The sequence below is a fragment of the Lawsonibacter celer genome (assembly GCF_014281125.1).
Lineage (GTDB): Bacteria > Bacillota > Clostridia > Oscillospirales > Oscillospiraceae > Lawsonibacter_B > Lawsonibacter_B celer.
In genome coordinates, this window is the sequence record NZ_JACOEA010000001.1 from 171,337 (window position 1) to 188,863 (window position 17,527).

Sequence of the window (17,527 nt, forward strand, 5' to 3'; positions counted from 1 at the left end):
GGCGTCAGGGGTCCTCTGCATTTTATGCGGATGGGACGGCGGTTTTGCGCCTGCGGCGCAAAACAAGCACTGTCAGCAGCGCCGCCAGAGCGGCAGCGCAAGGGAGCGCGATCACAATAGGAGAAGCGCCCGGATGGTTGACAAGCACCACCGTGCCGCTGGCGCCGGCGGTGAAAACCAGGTAGCTGCCGTCCCGGACCGCCTCTGTCGGTACCAGTGCTCCGGATTGCAGCAGGGCCACGCTCTGGTGGGGGTCCTCGGCCCGTATGCGGAGGGTGACCGTCTCCGGAAGGTCCTGGTCCGTGATCTGATAATCCCAGGCGCCGCCTTCCGCGCCCAGGTCCGTGCCCGGAAGATCGCCCATATGATCGGCGGCCGTCAGAACCGCGTCAGGGGAGAAGGCGCCCTCGGCCAACAGCATGGGCTGTGAACCGCCCGAGGAGATGGTGCGCACCGGGCTGGCGTACACCCCATCGACGACCAGACTGCGGGTAATGCGGGAAGCGTCAAACTCCGACCAGGCGCCGAACTGACCCTCCCGCTCCGGAAGCGGCGGAATCTGGTCCTCGTGCAGGGCGCCCGCATAGGGAACCTGACGGACAGCAACCTCCTGGCCGTCCACCCGGAAGGTAACCGTCAGATGCAGAAATTCCTCCGGAACCAGCTCCAGGGCGGAGAAGGCGTTCAGGTCCAGGGGCATCGCCTTTCCCTCATAGTTGACGGAGTCGACGCCGGAGAGTCCCTCATCCAGAAAGTAGTTGTTGCACACGGAGCCGTTGGCGCTGCCGGCGATGGCGCCAAGGCCCTCCCCGGCGCTGTCCGAGCGGGCCATGGACACACAGTCCTCTATGTCGTGTCCCTGGCCCGCGATTCCGCCCAGGAAATCCGTGCCCGTCAGATCGCTCTGGGCGGCACAGCGGCGGATCAGAGTCCGGGAGGCCCCGGCGATGCCGCCGCACTGTCCGCCGTCCGTGGCCTCCACGGCGGCGATGCTCACGCAGTCTAACACCGCGCCCACCTCCCCCCGGCCCAGGATCCCACCGGCGTAGCCGGTTTTGGCGGTGACCCCGCCCCGGTTGACGCAGCCGCGCAGGGTGGCGTGAAGCGCGGCGGTGGTGTCCACCAGCAGCTTTTCGCCGTCCAGCTCCAGATCCTGCTCCGGGTCCAGAGACAGCTCGGGAGAGAGCGTCCCCGCGATCCCGCCCACATTGGCATCTGCGGCGACAGCGCCCTTGTTGCGGGAGGAGACCACGCGGCCCATGGGGTAATCCTCTTCTCCAGAGAGATCCTCTACTGTCTTTTCCGGTGTGTCCATCAAGCCGGTCAGCGCGCTGCGCACACGATCGAGCTGACCGATGATATCCAGTGCGGTGGAGTGCAGGTCACGGTTGGCGTCCGCCGCGCCCTGGGTAAGACGGTCGATCTGCTCGCCCAGATCGGTCAGGTGTCCGTCCAGTTTATCCAGCCGGTCCTGGCCCTTTCCACTGAGCGTGTCGCCGTAGGCCTTGAGTACGTCCTCAATCAGATCCGTCTGGGTATGGATGGTTTTGAGAGATGTGTTGGCCGTGTTGGCAAAGGCGTCGGTATGAAGCTGGAGCTGTTTCATGGCCGTCTCCAGCTTCCCGGCGGCCCGGTTTACCTGTGTGCGGGCCGCCTGTGCGTCGTCTGAGGCGGAGGTGAGGATAAGATCCAGCTGTTCCCAGAGGGCGTTCAGGCAGGTTCCCATATCCCGCAGCGCGTCGGAGATGGCGGAGAGATGGGCGCCGGGGTCGATGGAACCGATGTCCCATTTATCGTAGGCGTCCCGAACGCCGTTCAGGTCCCCACTGCTCAGAGCGCTCAGCGCCTCGTTTAAAAAGTGCTCCAACCGGCTCAGATCGTCGGAAATGCCGTCCAGATGAGTTGTGATGGTTTTCCTGTCCTCGGTGATCCGCTCTTTGGCGCTGTCCAACGCCTCACAGGCCGCGTCTGCACCCCAGGACAGGGCGTCCCCCATGCTTCCAAATCCCTTTCGGAGCTGGGTAAGCTGTTCCAGAATGACGTCTGTGTCGCTGCCCGCCTTGGTGCGAAAATCCTCCAGTTCGTCCAGCAGGGAGCCCAGGGCGGTATTGATACTCTGTGCCGCCCCATAAATTTGGTCGGCGGAGGCCTTGGTGTCTGTGTTGAAGTCGGTGCCGGCTCCGTGAGCCGTGTCCCGAAGGTCGCCCAGCGTGCCATTGATCGCGGACAGATCGTCTGCCGAACTTCCGGCGGAATCGCTTACCTGATTGGCCAGACGGGTCATCAGTCCGGAGAGAACGGACAGCTCGTCGTCCAGCCGCTGCATGGGGGCCTCGCCATAGGAGAGGACCGTGTAGGGCTCCAGCTGGCCTACAATGCCGCCCACGTCCTTGCGCCCCCGGATACTGCCGTAGTTCTCGCAGCCCGCAATGCTGCCGTCCTGCAGCCCGGCGATGCCGCCCACGTTGTAGCCGGCGTGCGGATAGCCCACCTGGCCATAGTTGAGACAGCCCTCGATAGAGCCGGGATTGACTCCGGCAATGCCGCCGGTATGCTCTGCGTCCGGCTCGTCGCTGTCGTTGACCGTCCCACGGTTGGTGCAGCGGTCGATCAGCCCGTGGTTGCTGCCGGCAATACCGCCGGTACGGGTGACTCCGGTGACCTGGGCGCTGCTGACACAGGAGCGGATCACCCCGGTCTCTGTATTGACGCCCACCAGGCCACCCACATCTTCCTGACCCTCCACGGTGCCGGAGACGGCGACCGATTCAATCAGCCCCTCGTTCCGGCCGGCCAGCAGACCGACGCCGCATTTGGAGCCGCCGGGGGCCATCCAGCCCTCCAGATTTAGATTCTTGACCACGGCCTCCGCCTGGAGATAGCGGAACAGCCCCATATCCGAGCCCCTGCCCGCCCAGCTCAGGCCACGGATGGTATGCCCGCCGCCGTCAAAGGTGCCCTGAAAAACCGGAATCGGGGAGAAATCTATGCCCGTCAGGTCAATGTCAGCGGTTAGGACCACTCTTACTCCGCGGCTCCAGGTATCCGAGACGCAGGAGGCGGCAAGGTCCCGCAGCTGCGCCGCGCTGCCGATGGAGACGATGTTCTCCTCCGCCAGGGCGGGAGAGAGGGGGGAGAACGCCAACAGCAAAGCCAGCAGCAGAGCGAAAGAGCGTTTATATTGCAGTTTCATGGGTTGTCTCCTTCCTCATCCTCCAGCTCCAGTTCCTGATACTTGCTCTCGATCAGCGCATCCACGCTGCCCCGCATGACGCCTTTGAATTCGCCGTCTACAAAGCCGGACACATGGCCCCGCACATGGCCGTCCAGCCGCATGACGCCGTTGTGAAAGCGCTGTTTGCGGTCCCGGCTGAGGGTAAGGGCGGTGTGCTCGATAATCGTGTCGCCCAGCACCAGAAGCTGGGGCAGCACGGTCATAACCAGGATAATGGAGGTAAGCGTGCCCCGGCCCAATGTGGCGCCGATGGAGGAAATAATGGTGTCGGTGGAGATCTCACCGATGAGGAAGCCCGCCACGGTCATGATGGTGCCCGAGGTGAGCACGGTGGGGAATGCCTGGTTCAACGCCTCGATAGCTGCCGCCTGGGGCTTCATGCCCCGCTTCAGATCCATATAGCGGTTGGTGATGACAATGGCGTAGTCAATGGTGGCACCCATCTGGATGGCAGAGATAATGAGATAGCTCATAAAGAACAGGTTGGTGCCCGTCAGGTAGGGGAAGGAGAAGTTGATCCAGATGGAGCCCTGGATGGTAAGCACCAACAGCACGGGCAGACCGGCGGATTGGAAGGTAAAGAGCAAAATGACCATGACGAAGAGCACGGTGAGCACGCTGATCTTCAGATTGTCACCGGAGAAGGAGTCCGACAGGTCCCTGGCATTGGTGGAGTTGCCCACCAGTACCACATCATCTCCAAAGTAGTCGGCGGCAATGGCGCGGATGCTGTCCAGTAGGGCATAGGTCTCCTCGCCCTCCTCCGGCAGATCAGCGGTAAATACCAGCCGGGTCCAGTGCTCCCCCTGAAGCTGCTTCAGGCCCATGTCCAGGGTGTCCTGTAGCTCCTCTACCCGCTGGGCCTGGTCGCCGGTAAGATTGACCACACCCTTGTCTTTCTGCTCTAGGAGAAACTGGAAAATATCCAGCAGGGGAACGCTATAGTCGTCCGGGTCCTGAAACACGGCCCCATATTCCTCCACGGAAAGGCCGTATGCCTGGTAGAGCAGGCGGGAGAGCTCAATATCCACCCCGGCCAGCTCGGCAAACTGCCTGGGATTGGTCTTATCGGTGAGGTAGCGGCCGTCCTCCACCTCGATATTGGCAAGGCCCGTGGCCTCGGTAATCCCATCTAAGGCCTCCACACGGCGCAGGATGGAGCGCTCGCTGGCGTAGTCGCCCCTGGGCACCAGCACGGCGATGGTGTTGTGATAGCCGAAGGTGTCATTTACTTTGTCCAGCGCGATGCGGGAAGCGGGTTTATTGCCGGAATTGGTGGAGTTGGTGGAGAATACATAGTCACACCAGCTGGAAAAGAATATGGAGGCCACCATGACCACTGCGAAAAGGACGGGCAGGACAAAGCGCAGTTTCATGACCGCCTTGCCCCAGAAGCTGATGCGGGGCACAAAATTTTTGTGTCGGGTCTTTTCGATTTCCTTATTAAAGAGCATAAGCAGACCGGGCATCAGGAAGAACACCGTGAGCATGGAGCACACGATGCCCTTGGAGAGCACGATGCCCATGTCAAAGCCGATGCGAAACTGCATGAGCATCAGGGCCACCAGGCCGGAAATGGTGGTCAGGGAGGAGGAGGAGATCTCTACAATGGCCTTGGCCAGGGAAGAGATGTCGGCCTCCCTGGCGTCCAGAAATTCCCGCTCTTCCATATAGCGGTGGCAGAAAATGATGGCGTAGTCGATGGCCAGCGCCAGCTGGAGGACCACGGCGATGGCGTTGGTAATGAACGAAATGGAGCCGAAAATAAAATTGGTGCCCATGTTCAGGATGGCGGAGACCACAAAGACAATGAGAAAGACGAGCACCTCCATATAGCTCTTGGAGGTGAAGAGCAATACCGCCACAATGACCGCGGCGGCGATCACCAGAATGACGCTCATTTCCCGCATAAGACTGCTGGAGTCATAGCCGGTGCCCCCGTCCACCACATAGCTGTCATAGGGCGCGGTTAAATCCCGTACGGCCTGAAGCGCCGCGTCAGTCTCTGCCTCGCCGCTCTCCCCGTCAAAGGAGACGGAGAAAAGCGCGGAGGAGTCCCGGTAGTGCTCCTGACTGTCATCAAACGTCACTCCGGAGACGCCGCGGATCTCCGAGAGCTGCTGGGAGAGCTGTTCGGCCTGATCGTAAGTAAGGTTGGAGACCATAACCTGGGCACTGGCGTAGGTGGTGAATTCCTCCTCCATTAGGGACAGGCCCTGCCGTGTCTCCGTATCGGCGGGGAGATAGGAGGTAATATCGTTGTTGATCTCCACCTTGGAGATGGAGGTGGCGGAAAAGAGCACCGCCGCGGCGAACACCAGAAAGAAGGCCTTGCGCTTGTCGACAATAAAGCGGGCCAGCTTTTCCATGGGACTTTCGGTGTGCTTTTGCTCTGACATAGGATCAGCCTTTCTGCGCCGGATGGTCCGGCAGGGGGATGAAACGCTCCAGGTGGCGGAGGAGGACCGGTTCCGGTACGCTGGTGTCCGTCTCCAGCCACCAGCGGGTAAGGGCGAGAATGGCCCCCGCATAGAAGTGGGCGGTCAGCTCCGGATCAAAGTCCGGGGCGGGACAGATGACGGCAGGGTCAGACAGCTTGCGGCGCAGCTCGTCGGCAACGGTGTCCTCCAAAAGCAGCAGCTCTGTCTCGCCGCTGGGGATACCCACCTGATAGAGGCCTCTGTGCTCCTGCATAAAGGCCAGGGCATTGTGAAACACGGCCAGAAAGTATTCCTTGATATCGGCTGCCTGGGACAGGGTGGGGGTGGATTTTGCAAACTCCTCCTGCATCAGATCCGCCACAGTCCATCGCAGAAGGCCCTGCTTGTCGTCAAAATGGGAGTAAAATGTGGTCCGGTGTACCATGGCCCTTTGACAGATGTCCACTACGGAAATCTGGGAGATCGGTCGCTCCTCCAGCAGGGAGAGCAGCGCTTCCGAAAGGAATTTCCGTGTCCTTCGCTGACGCAGATCCGGTTGACCGGAGACTAATTTAGCCTGTTTCATATGGAAGCCTCCTTTCTCAGTGGGGGAAGTATAGCACTGTATTCTACAACTGTCAAGATAATATACAGATGTATATTTAAAATGGGGATTTTTCCAAAGAGGGGCGTACTCCGGCCTTGCGGTTTTTGGTGGAAAGCCTTATAATAAAAACGACAAAAACATGGAGGAGGAGTCGCCATGACCCCCATTGCAGAGGAGAGCCTGAAATTTCACTATGCGAAGAAGGGCAAAATTGAGGTGTGCACCACGGTCCCCGTCAAGGACAAGCATGACCTGTCCGTGGCCTACACCCCAGGCGTGGCCCAGCCCTGCCTGGAGATCCAGAAGGATGTGAACAAATCCTACGAGCTGACCCGTCGCTGGAATCTGTGCCTGGTGGTGACCGACGGCAGCGCGGTGCTGGGTCTGGGCGATATCGGCCCGGAGGCCGGCATGCCTGTTATGGAGGGAAAGTGCGTGCTGTTCAAAGAGTTCGGCGGCGTGGACGCGTTCCCCTTGTGCATCAAGAGTCACGACGTGGACGAGATCGTGCGCACCATTCAGCTGATCTCCGGCTCCTTTGGCGGCGTGAATCTGGAGGATATCGCCGCCCCCCGCTGCTTTGAGATTGAGGAGAAGCTGAAGGCCTGCTGTGATATCCCTATTTTCCATGACGACCAGCACGGCACCGCGGTCATTACTCTGGCCGGCCTGACCAACGCCCTCAAGGTGGTGGGCAAGCGGATGGACCAGGTAAAGGTGGTTATGAACGGCGCGGGCGCGGCGGCTATTGCCATCTGCAAGCTGCTGCTCTCCGCCGGTGTGGAGGACATCACCCTGTGCGACCGCACCGGCGCCATTTACGAGGGGCGGGAGAAGGGCATGAATCCGGTGAAGGAGCAGATTGCCAAGATGACCAACCGGACAAAGCAGCAGGGCGGCCTTGCCGATGTGCTGGCGGGTGCGGATGTGTTTATCGGCGTATCCGCCCCCGGCTCGGTGACCACAGAGATGGTCAGGACTATGAACCAGGACGCCATTATCTTTGCCTGTGCCAACCCCACGCCTGAGATTTTTCCCGATGAGGCCAAGGCGGGCGGCGCGGCGGTGGTGGCCACTGGCCGCAGCGATTTCCCCAACCAAATCAACAATGTGCTGGCCTTCCCCGGCATTTTCCGGGGCGCGTTCGACGTGCGTGCCAGTGATATCAATGACGAGATGAAGATGGCGGCGGCGGCCGCGCTGGCTGAGCTTATCACGCCCGAGGAGCTCTCCGCCGATTACATCATTCCCGCCGCCTTTGACCCCCGCGTGGGCAAGGCGGTGGCGGCTGCTGTGGCGGCGGCCGCCCGCAGGACCGGTGTGGCCCGCATTTGAAAGCGGGGAGGCCGGGCGCACTTTCCCCGGAAGCCGAAGGAGCCATTGTTGTCAATAAAAAACAGCGCGTACTGCAATTTTGCGGTACGCGCTGTTTTTCTGTCTGCTGAGCCGGGGCGGAGACCGCGAAAGCCTATCCGGGGTCAGGTGACAAGTTTGACCATCAGCATGGCCGCGCCCAAAGCGGCCAGCACCACGCCGGTGATACGGTTGAGAGTCCTGGCGTCCGCCTTGTTGGCAAACAGCGCGGACCCGCGGGCCCCCGCTAGGGTAGCGAGGATGCATATCGCTAAGGCAAACAGATCCGGCATGCCGCCGATGGCCATGTGAGTGGCGGCGCCGGTAAAGGCGGTAAAGGTCATGATAAATACGCTGGTGCCCACAGCGGTTTTCAGCTCATAGCCCAGCACACTGGTGAGCACCAGCAGCATCATCATACCGCCGCCCGCGCCTACAAAGCCGCAGATAAAGCCGACCACTATGCCGCAGAGGATGGATTGCACCACTTTCTGACGGATGGTTTTGTGCTCCAAGCGCTCTTTTGTGGTCATGACTGGGCGGACAATAAATTTGATACCCAGCAGCAGGGTCATAAAGACTGAAAAGCCGCCCATGGTGGTGTTTGGCACCAGCTTGGCCACAAAGCTGCCCACCACAGTGAAGAGCAGTACGGCGGCCAGCATGACCAGGCCGTTTTTGATGTCCAGGTTCTTGTGCTTGCCGTAAGTATAGGCCGATACCGCGGAGGCCAGTACATCGGAGGCAAGAGAGATCCCAACCGCCTCATAGGCGGGAAAACCGAGAAAGGTGATGAGCATAGGGGAGATGACCGCCGCTGCGGAGAGCCCGGCCAGCCCGGTGCCGATTCCGGCTCCCAGCCCGGCGATGATGCAGACAATGGCTTTGGGTATCATAATGGCATTCCCTCCCTGAGCTGTGCCAGCAGATGCCGCGTCAGCCGGTCCATGACCCCGCGTTCCTCCTCTGTGACGCCCTGAAAAACACGCTGGAAAAAGGCTCGCTGGGCCTCCTGCGCCGCACTCACAGCCTGAGTTGATGCCGGAAGAAGGCTGAGCCGGAGTACACGGCGGTCCTGCGGGTCCCGGCGGGCGGCGAGAAAGCTGCGGCGGGTCAGAGCGTCTACAGACTTGCACACGTGGGACTTGGTCAGCCCGCGCATCTCCACCATATCACGGGCTGTGTCAAACCCAGGGTTGTTGGAGAGGAAAAGCAGCACATCAAGCTCGTTGCGGGTGAGCTGGTAGGACTGCTCCACCGGGTGAAGCGCGGCGGCATAGCCCCGTTTGAAATGCTGAAAGAGCGCAAGCAGTTCGGATGCCTTGGGCATAGCACATCCCTCCACAAAAGGTTTAAAATGAAACAATTCGAATACGGACTATTTTAGCAGATACCGGCCAAATGTCAAGCACCTTTGCAATTGCCCCGCATGTATCGTATAATAATAAGGCAGAAGAAAAGGATGTGAAGACTATGAAAACGGGCATTGTGCTGGAGGGCGGCGCATTTCGGACCATCTATTCCAGCGGCGTGTGCGACGCGCTGCTCACCGCCGGACTGTTGCCGGACTATGTGATTGGGGTATCGGCGGGGATTGCCTACGGGGTCAGCTATGTGTCCAGACAGCCGGGTCGGAACCTGGAGATTCTCACCCGCTTCGGCAACGACAGGCGGTATATGGGACTGGGCAATTTCCTGCGGCGGGAAAACCGGTCCTACTTTGGGCTGGATTTTATTTATCGGGAGATTCCGGATCAGCTGCTTCCCTTTGATTACGATGCCTATGGGGCATTTCCGGGACAGGTGGAGGCGGTGGTGACCAACCTGGACACGGGGAAAGCGGAATATCTGCCGGTGCCGCCGGGGCGGGACGAGGAAAGGGTACTCCAGGCGACCTGTGCGCTGCCCTTCCTCTTCCCGGTGTTTCGCATCCGCGGGACGCCGTATTTGGACGGCGGGGCGGCGGATGCCATCCCCTACGAGCGGGCGTTTGCCATGGGCTGTGACCGGGTGGTGGTGGTGCTCACCCGTGAGCGGGAATACCGAAGGGAGCCGGAGAGGCTTCAAACGCTCATTGACCGGGTCTATGGAAAAAAGTATCCCAAATTCTGCGAGACTATGTGCCGCCGGGCAGAGAGCTATAACGCGGCCCGGGACCGGCTTTTCCAGCTGGAACAGGAGGGCAGAGTGCTTCTCTTCGCCCCGCGGAGTACCAGCGGCTTCTCGCGTACAGAGCGGGATACAGCCAAAATCAAGGCGCTCTGGCAGGATGGATATGATGCCGGGCTGGCGCGGCTGGAGCAGGTGCGCGGCTTCTGGGAACGAGAATAAGGAAAACGGTCCGGCCAAGTCTGGCTGGACCGTTTTCCTTTTATTCCGTGCCCTGCAGTCTATGCAGCAGACGCTTCAGAAGGCCTTGCTGGAGGGGCTTGACGCTTTGGGGCGGATGGGCGGCGTTCTCGCGGGCCTGGCGCTGGGCCTCCTCCATCATGGCATCCTGGGCGCAGAACGCCGCCTCGCCTCGTCGAGGGAGGGGAGCATACACCCCGTCCGGACCCATGACACGGGCCTTTACATTATCCTGACAGAGCAGATCAATATAGTGGCGCAGCTGCCTGCGGATGTCGGGGTCCAGAATGGGGCAGGCGATCTCTACCCGGCGCTCGGTATTGCGGGTCATAAAATCCGCTGAGCCGATATACAGGCGCTCCTCCGGGCCGGAGCCGAAGGCGAAGATCCGAGGGTGCTCCAGAAAGCGGCCCACAATGGAGAAAATGCGGACATGCTCGGTAAGGCCGGGCACGCCGGGCCGCAGACAGGAGATGCCCCGCACATTCATCACCACCTCCACCCCGGCCTGGCTGGCCTGAGCCAGCTTGTCAATCAACTCCCGGTCGGTGACCGAGTTGACCTTGATAAATATGCGGGCATCCTTTCCCTGGCAGGCCTTGGCGATCTCCTCGTCCATCCGCTCCAGCAGCCTGGGCTTGAGGCCGTGGGGGGCGACCAGCAGATGGCGGTACTCCCCGTCCAGATTGGCGGTGGACATGTTCTGGAAAAAGGCTGCCGCGTCCGCGCCGATGGCAGAGTTTGCGGTCATCAGGCAGAAATCGGTGTACATCCGCGCGGTTTTTTCATTGTAGTTTCCGGTGCCGATCTGGGTGATGTACTGGATGTGGGAGCGCTCCCGCCGGGTGATCAGGCAGATCTTCGAGTGGACCTTGAAGCCCTCGAAGCCGTAGATGACGGTGCACCCGGCCTCCTCCAGACGCTCAGCCCAGGCGATGTTGTTCTGCTCGTCAAAGCGGGCGCGCAGCTCCATGAGCACCGTCACATCCTTGCCGTTTTCCGCGGCGGCGGACAGGTACTCCACCAGCTTGGCGGTGGAGGCCAGCCGGTAAATGGTGATCTTGATGGAGAGCACCGCCGGGTCTGCGGCCGCCTCCTTTACCAGCTTCAAAAAAGGCTCCATGGAGTGGTAGGGGTAATAGAGCAGCGCATCCCGGCGCAGCACTTGGGGGATCAAGGGCTCACCCTTTACAAGCCCTGCAGGCCACTGGGGCGTGTAGGGCGCGTTGCACAGGGCGGCGGCGCTCTCGGGGGGCAGCTTGCTCTCCAGCGCGAACACATACCCCAGAGAGATGGGCGCTTTTGTGAGGAATACCTGCTCGCCCGTCAGTTCCAACCGCCTGCATAGATAGTCCATGAGGGCCTGCCCCGCCTCACCCTGGATTTCCAGCCGCACAGGGGCCAGACGGGCGCGCTTTTTGAGGACCTTTTTCATGTGCTGGCGGAAATCGTCATTGACGTCGTAGTCCTCGTCCTCGGGGCTGATGTCCGCGTTGCGGGTGACGGAGATGACGCATTTGGCCTCTACCTGATAGCTGTCAAACAGTTCATCCGCGTAAGCCAGCACCAGCTGTTCGGTAAGCACATAGCGCAGGCCCCTCTCCTCCAGCTGCAGGAAGGGGGGCAGAGACTTGGGTATGGGCACCACACCGAAGCAGATCTCGCCATTTCGGCGCAGCGCCAGGGCGATATTCAGGGATTTGGTGGGCAGGTGCGGAAAGGGGTGGTGGGCATCCACCACCTGCGGGGAGAGCACGGGCATGATATAGTCTCTGAAGTAGCGCTCCGTCTGCTTGCGCTCCTTCAGGTCCAGCTCCCCCACGCCCAGATTGCAGATGTTGCAGGAGCGCAGCCGGGTCTCCAGATGGGTGAACAGCTTGTCCCGCTGTTTGTACAGGGGAGGGACAGCCTTAAAAATAAGCTTGAGCTGCTCGTCGGGAGTGAGACCGCTTTTACTGTCCACATGGGAGTGTTTGATAAGGGCCATATCCGAGATGGAGCCCACCCGGATCATAAAGAATTCGTCCAGATTGCTGGTAAAGATGGCGGCGAATTTCAGCCGCTCGAACAGGGGGACGGACTCGTCCCAGGCCTCATCCATGACCCGCTCGTCAAAGCGCAGCCAGGACAGTTCCCGCTCCTGGGTGTAGCGGGTATCGACTTGAGAGGACATTGCCTTACCCCTCCTTTATGACCCGGCTGAGCAGATAACCCTCCCGCACACCGGAGGAGCTCACCGAGACGGTCTCCACCCCATAGGCCTTAAGCACCGTGGTGAGGATAATCAGGCCGGGCAGGATGGTGTGCACCCGGTCAGGCGCGGAGCGCAGCATCTGACGCAGGGTGTCCCGATCCCCCTTTTTCAAGGAATGGTATAAGCTGTGAATCTCTTCGGCGGGGATCAGCCGGTTGTCCGGATCGGCGCCGGCCAGGTCGTTGCACAGGGCGGCCGCGGCCCGGATTGTGCCGCCTACGCCCACCAGGTGCCTGCACCGCACGCCCAGCGTTTTGGCGCGCTCCAATTCGCGCTCCACATAATTCCGCATGGCGCGGCGCTCCCCCTTGGCGGGGAAGAGCCCGTCTGAAAATTTTGAGAACAGGGACAGAGAGCCCATGGGAAGGCTGCACCCGGAGGTAATGGCTTCCTCATGGTAGGCGACCAGCTCGGTAGAGCCCCCGCCGATATCGGCCAGCAGGCCGGAGGGGACGGAACTCTCCAGCATGGCGCCCCGGAAGGAGAGTTCTGCCTCTTCCGCGCCTGTGAGCACCTCCACAGAAATCCCCGTCACTTCCCGTATGGTCTCCAGCACGTCTTCTGTATTCACGATATTTCGTACGGAAGCGGTGCCGAACACATACAGGTCAGAAATTTGGAAATTATCCAGCAGGGCCTTGAAGCCGGCCAGCACCCGGCAGGCCACCAAAATGCCGCTGTCAGAGAGCGTGCCGCCGCGGATATACTCAGCCAGGCCGGCCATCTCCTTCTTGTTGAGCAGGCGTTTGAATTGCTTCCCCTCATATTGATAAATGGACAGGCGGATAGTGTTGGAGCCCACATCCACAATACCACATTTCAAAGTGGAAAATCCCCCCTTTTTCTTGCATCTTCGACTTATTCTATACCGGCCCTCCTGTGGGGACAAGAAGCATTACAGGATCTTTACCAAAAAATCATACGCTGTTTTCAGAGGGGCGGGCAGTTGCGATCAGCGCCAGATTGTCACCCAGCACGGTAAAGAAGGCGGCTAGCAGGGCCAATTGGTCGGTGCTGCGTCCCCGGGAGAGCTGAATCGCCGCCAGCGCGCCCAATAAAGTCAGTGCTTCTCCGGAAGGACCAGCCGCTGAACTCACATTACCACCCCCCGTGCCCATCCTATGTGAGCGGAAGGATGGGGGTGCCGTAGACAGATGAAAAAAAGCGTGATAAAATAAAAAACTGAACTGTTTGGAGGGAAAGGCTATGGAATATCGCACCAACGAAAAACTGGCAGCCCAGGTGTCGCTGCTGGGCTATGGCTGTATGCGTCTGCCTGCCGATCCGGAAGGCATCATCCAGGAGGAGGAGGCCAAGAGCCTGCTGCTCCGCGCCCTGGAGGCAGGAGTCAACTATTTTGACACCGCCTATGGTTATTTAAGCGGAAAGAGCGAGGAGTTTGTGGGGCGCGCCCTGGCGGGTGTGGCCCGGGAGCGCTACTACCTGGCCACCAAGCTGCCCGTGTGGCTGGCCCACAGCTGGGAGGACGCAGACCGCCTGTTTGATGAGCAGCGCCGGCGCCTGCAGACTGATTATTTTGATTTTTACCTCTTCCACGCACTCAACAAAGAGCGCTGGACGGAGATGAAGACGCTGGGCCTGGTGGACTGGGCCATGGAAAAAAAGCGGGAGGGGAGCATCCGGCGCCTAGGCTTTTCCTTCCATGATAAATATGAGGTCTTTGAGGATATTTTAACAGCCCACTCGTGGGATTTTTGTCAGATCCAGTTTAACTATCTGGACACCCGGTTCCAGGCGGGACTGAAGGGCTATCACCTGGCCGAACGGCTGGGCATCCCCATTGTGGTGATGGAGCCGGTGAAGGGCGGCGCCCTGGCCAATCCGCCGGAGGATGTGGCGGCCCCCCTGCGTTCAGCCGCGCCGAAGGCCTCTCTGGCCTCGTGGGCAATTCGCTGGGCCGCCAGCCGCCCCAATGTGCTCACCGTGCTCAGCGGCATGGGTACGCAGGAGCAGCTGGAGGATAATCTGAATCAGTTTCAGCCCTTCCGTCCCCTGGACGGGGAAGAGGAGGCTCTGGTAGAGCGGGCTGCGGAGATGCTGCGTGCCAAGGTCAAAAACGGCTGTACCGGCTGCGCCTACTGCATGCCCTGCCCGGCAGGGGTCAATATCCCCAAAAACTTTGAGATTTGGAATCTGATGGCCAAGACGGACGATGGGCGGGCGGCCTGGCGCCCCTGGAACATGGTGATTGATGAAAGCGCCAAGGCCGACCACTGTGTCCGCTGCGGCAAATGCCTGTCCCTGTGCCCTCAGAAGCTGCCAATTCCGGACGATTTGGCCCGAGCCCGGGCGGAGCTGGACGCCCTGCCGGCCAGCCCGACAGGAAACTAGAAGGATTTCTGCCCGTCGGGCAGATGGCGGACGAAAGCCTGCATTTCCGCCTTGGAGCGAATGGCGTGGGTGTGTGCCACAATTTCTTTCTGCCGCTCCGGGGCCAGGCTGGAGAACCAGGCCATGGCCTGTGGATTCTGCGCAAGTGCCATGCCGAAGCCCATGGGCAGGTCGGACAGGGGATGGAAGCTGTCGTTCATAAAAGTCGTCTCCTTTCGGGTCCTAGTATGTGCGCCGGGTGCGCTCTGCAAACGGGAAAAGCGCAATATCCTGCAAGAGATTTTTCAGAAAAACATGTTACCATGATCAGGCGGGCCGCACGTGCGGCCCGCCTGATAGCGGACAGAAGATGGAATCGTTGGGAAAGAAGCTGCGCAGGATGCGCTATGACCCGGAATTGGGGATAGAGACCTGCTGTTTGGGCGGACTGGTCCAGGCCTTTCCTGCGCATTTCCACAGCCACTACGTCATTGGTACAATAGAGCGCGGTGAGCGCTGGACGGTCATCGGCGGGGAGAAAATACGCACGCGGCCGGGAGATTTGATTGTGTTCAATCCCAACGCCGTCCACGCCTGTCAGCAGGTGGATGAGCGCCCGCTGAACTGGCGGAGTCTGAATATAAACCCGCAGGTGATGGCCTCCGCCGCGCAGGAGGTTACCGGGCGAGCCCTTTTACCCCGGTTTGTGAAAACAGTGCTTCCGGACAGCAAACTGGCGGCTCTGGTACGGGAACTCTGCCGCCGGATCGAGGCAAATGCCAGCCGCCTGCACCGGGGGGAGATGTTCCTGCTGCTCATTGGACAGCTTCTGGAGGCATGCGCCGGCTGTGCCGTGCCAACAGTGGAGGCAGAGCGGCCGGAGGTGGCGACGGTGTGCGTTTATCTGGAGGCGAATTATGCCCGGCCGATTGCCCTGGAAGAGCTCTCGGGTCTGACAGGGCTGTCCAAATACCACCTGCTGCGCTGTTTTGCGCGCCAGAAGGGGATTACCCCATTCCAGTATCTGCAGAACATACGGGTGGACCGGGCCAAAACGCTGCTGGAACAGGGGTGCTTTCCCTTGGAGGCCGCCTTGGAGTCCGGATTTTCTGACCAGAGTCACTTTACGAATGTATTCAAAAGCCATATCGGTCTGACGCCCAGCCAGTATCGTGCGGTTTTTCAACAGGAGGCGTTACCATGACAAGCGGTTCTGTGTATGGCCATGCCGCGGCCATACTGACGGTCCTCATTTGGGGGACTACTTTTATCTCTACCAAGGTGCTGCTCGCAGAATTTCAGCCGGTAGAGCTGCTCTTTTTCAGGTTTGTTTTGGGCTATCTGGCCCTGTGGGCGGCCTGTCCCCGCCGGCTGAAGCTGACCCGGAGGCGGCAGGAACTGTACTTTGCCGCCGCTGGCCTGTGCGGTGTGACGCTGTATTTTTTGTTGGAAAACATTGCCCTGACCTATACCCAGGCCTCCAACGTGGGGGTTCTGGTGGCGGTGTCGCCCATCGGTATGGCCCTGCTGGCCCAACGGTTTCTGGATGGGGAGCGTCTGCGTCCGACCTTTTTCGCGGGCCTGGCGGCCGCCATGGCTGGGGTGATCCTCCTGGCCTATAACGGCGCGGCGGTGCTGAAGCTCAACCCGCTGGGCGATCTGCTGGCGCTGCTGGCAGCGCTGGCGTGGTCCTTTTACTCCATTTTAACCCGGCGGATGGCTGCCTTTGGCTATGGCACCATTCAGAGTACCCGGCGGATTTTCTTCTACGGCCTGCTCTTTATGCTGCCCGCCCTGCCGCTCTCCCATGCCCGGCTTGGGCTGGAACGGTTGGCTCAGCCAGTATATCTGCTCAATCTGCTCTACTTGGGGCTGGGCGCCTCGGCGCTGTGCTTCGTCACCTGGGGGATTGCCATGGGACGGCTGGGTGCGGTCAAGACCAGTGTGTATATTTATCTGGTTCCCGTGGTCACCATGGCGGCCTCAGCTTTTTTCCTTCGGGAGCAGATTACCCCGCTGTCATTAGGCGGAATGGGGCTCACGCTGGCCGGGCTGGCCATCTCCCAGTTCAGACCGGCGGGACAGCTGGCCCACAGAAGTGGGTAAAGCCGCCTCCTGGATTTGCTGGAGAAAGACAAGAAGACCGTTTTGCAGCCTGGGCTGCAAAACGGTCTTCTTGTCTTATGTGAAGGCACTGATACAGGGGGAACCAAGGACAGCAGCTGTGTGGGCGGCAGAAAGCCAGCCGCCGCAGCCGTCGGTCGTACATCGGCTATGTATGTGGGTTCCCGGGCTTTCCTCGGATGCATAGGCGCATTGTCCCTCGCCGGATACCGGCTGAGGGAGAACTGCCTCTTGCGGACCGGGGGAGAGGGCCTGTACAGGCCTTCAATTGTGCTGGAGATTAGGCCTTGGGAGGCATTACGGTAGCAAAGCCGGTAATGACCGCGTCACCATTCTGATTGGTGACCACAGTCTCCAGCTTCAGGCGATTCTTCTCCTCGTTGCGCTCCACCACGGTGGCGGTAGCGGTCACGGTGTCGCCAATGTGGACAGGCTTGACAAAGCGCAGCTCCTGACCCATGTAGATGGTGCCGGGGCCGGGCAGCTGCATCCCCAGGACGGCGGAGATAAAGCCGGCGGAGAGCATGCCGTGGGCAATCCGGCCGTGGAACATGCTCTTGTCAGCCTCAACGGCATTGATGTGGGCAGGGTTGAAATCTCCGCTGTAGCCGGCAAACAGGGTGATGTCGGCCTCGGTGATGGTCTTGGTGAAGCTGGCGCTGTCACCCATCTTGATTTCCTGCATAGTCAGTCCTTTGCTCATAGTAAAATACCTCATTTCTATAAAATTCTGGTCAATCAATCGCAGCACAAAAAGCTTTTAAGTCTAAAATTGTGAATCATCTTTCAGATTTGAGTATAGTATATCAGATCAACTATGTCAAGAGGGAAGTTGACATAGTTCACAAAAATAT

The 17,527-nt window shown here is 60.0% G+C and carries 15 protein-coding genes; 5 read left to right on the forward strand and 10 right to left on the reverse strand.

Annotated features, from left to right (window positions below; genetic code table 11):
• Positions 1–22 precede the first annotated feature (22 nt).
• Genes H9Q75_RS00800 through H9Q75_RS00810 form a run of 3 tightly spaced genes read right to left on the reverse strand, consistent with a single transcriptional unit; the run spans position 23 to position 6,241 of the window.
• Complete coding sequence (locus H9Q75_RS00800) at positions 23–3,193, reverse strand: peptidase (protein WP_186564270.1); 3,171 nt, start codon at positions 3,191–3,193, stop codon at positions 23–25.
• Positions 3,190–5,634, reverse strand: coding sequence for an efflux RND transporter permease subunit (locus tag H9Q75_RS00805; protein WP_186564271.1), 2,445 nt, complete (start codon positions 5,632–5,634; stop codon positions 3,190–3,192). The genes H9Q75_RS00800 and H9Q75_RS00805 overlap by 4 nt, the downstream gene beginning before the upstream one ends.
• Before the next feature lie 4 nt (positions 5,635–5,638).
• Positions 5,639–6,241, reverse strand: coding sequence for a TetR/AcrR family transcriptional regulator (locus H9Q75_RS00810; RefSeq protein WP_186564272.1), 603 nt, complete (start codon positions 6,239–6,241; stop codon positions 5,639–5,641).
• Between the two features lie 177 nt (positions 6,242–6,418).
• Here H9Q75_RS00810 and H9Q75_RS00815 point away from each other — a divergent pair, with 177 nt between their 5' ends.
• Positions 6,419–7,597, forward strand: coding sequence for an NAD(P)-dependent malic enzyme (locus tag H9Q75_RS00815; protein ID WP_186564273.1), 1,179 nt, complete (start codon positions 6,419–6,421; stop codon positions 7,595–7,597).
• A gap of 143 nt (positions 7,598–7,740) precedes the next feature.
• Here H9Q75_RS00815 and H9Q75_RS00820 read toward each other — a convergent pair whose 3' ends face one another.
• The gene (locus H9Q75_RS00820; protein ID WP_186564274.1) at positions 7,741–8,511 is read right to left on the reverse strand and encodes a sulfite exporter TauE/SafE family protein; all 771 of its coding nucleotides are present in this window, start codon (positions 8,509–8,511) and stop codon (positions 7,741–7,743) included.
• Positions 8,508–8,945 (reverse strand): MarR family winged helix-turn-helix transcriptional regulator, encoded by a 438-nt coding sequence (locus tag H9Q75_RS00825; RefSeq protein ID WP_186564275.1) that lies wholly within the window; start codon positions 8,943–8,945, stop codon positions 8,508–8,510. Before H9Q75_RS00825 ends, H9Q75_RS00820 begins: the two co-directional genes overlap by 4 nt.
• 143 nt (positions 8,946–9,088) lie before the next feature.
• Between H9Q75_RS00825 and H9Q75_RS00830 the strand changes: the two genes are divergently transcribed.
• The gene (locus H9Q75_RS00830) at positions 9,089–9,946 is read left to right on the forward strand and encodes a patatin-like phospholipase family protein (protein ID WP_186564276.1); all 858 of its coding nucleotides are present in this window, start codon (positions 9,089–9,091) and stop codon (positions 9,944–9,946) included.
• Between the two features lie 40 nt (positions 9,947–9,986).
• On the opposite strand, the gene ppk1 is transcribed toward H9Q75_RS00830, so the two are convergent.
• The 3 genes from ppk1 to H9Q75_RS00845 form a co-directional block, all read right to left on the reverse strand.
• Complete coding sequence (gene ppk1, locus H9Q75_RS00835) at positions 9,987–12,137, reverse strand: polyphosphate kinase 1 (protein ID WP_186564277.1); 2,151 nt, start codon at positions 12,135–12,137, stop codon at positions 9,987–9,989.
• 4 nt (positions 12,138–12,141) lie between these two features.
• Complete coding sequence (locus tag H9Q75_RS00840; protein ID WP_186564278.1) at positions 12,142–13,041, reverse strand: Ppx/GppA phosphatase family protein; 900 nt, start codon at positions 13,039–13,041, stop codon at positions 12,142–12,144.
• A gap of 94 nt (positions 13,042–13,135) precedes the next feature.
• On the reverse strand, positions 13,136–13,315 hold the full coding sequence (locus H9Q75_RS00845; RefSeq protein ID WP_186564279.1) for a DUF6774 domain-containing protein: 180 nt from the start codon (positions 13,313–13,315) through the stop codon (positions 13,136–13,138).
• Positions 13,316–13,424: 109 nt separating this feature from the next.
• Here H9Q75_RS00845 and H9Q75_RS00850 point away from each other — a divergent pair, with 109 nt between their 5' ends.
• On the forward strand, positions 13,425–14,570 hold the full coding sequence (locus H9Q75_RS00850) for an aldo/keto reductase (RefSeq protein WP_186564280.1): 1,146 nt from the start codon (positions 13,425–13,427) through the stop codon (positions 14,568–14,570).
• Here H9Q75_RS00850 and H9Q75_RS00855 read toward each other — a convergent pair.
• The gene (locus tag H9Q75_RS00855; RefSeq protein WP_186565041.1) at positions 14,567–14,770 is read right to left on the reverse strand and encodes a hypothetical protein; all 204 of its coding nucleotides are present in this window, start codon (positions 14,768–14,770) and stop codon (positions 14,567–14,569) included. The genes H9Q75_RS00850 and H9Q75_RS00855 overlap by 4 nt on opposite strands.
• 158 nt (positions 14,771–14,928) lie before the next feature.
• Here H9Q75_RS00855 and H9Q75_RS00860 point away from each other — a divergent pair, with 158 nt between their 5' ends.
• Positions 14,929–15,753, forward strand: a complete 825-nt coding sequence (locus H9Q75_RS00860; protein ID WP_186564281.1) for an AraC family transcriptional regulator — start codon at positions 14,929–14,931, stop codon at positions 15,751–15,753.
• Positions 15,750–16,655, forward strand: a complete 906-nt coding sequence (locus tag H9Q75_RS00865) for a DMT family transporter (protein ID WP_186564282.1) — start codon at positions 15,750–15,752, stop codon at positions 16,653–16,655. The genes H9Q75_RS00860 and H9Q75_RS00865 overlap by 4 nt, the downstream gene beginning before the upstream one ends.
• 298 nt (positions 16,656–16,953) lie before the next feature.
• Here H9Q75_RS00865 and H9Q75_RS00870 read toward each other — a convergent pair whose 3' ends face one another.
• The gene (locus H9Q75_RS00870; RefSeq protein ID WP_186564283.1) at positions 16,954–17,376 is read right to left on the reverse strand and encodes a MaoC family dehydratase; all 423 of its coding nucleotides are present in this window, start codon (positions 17,374–17,376) and stop codon (positions 16,954–16,956) included.
• Positions 17,377–17,527 lie beyond the last annotated feature (151 nt).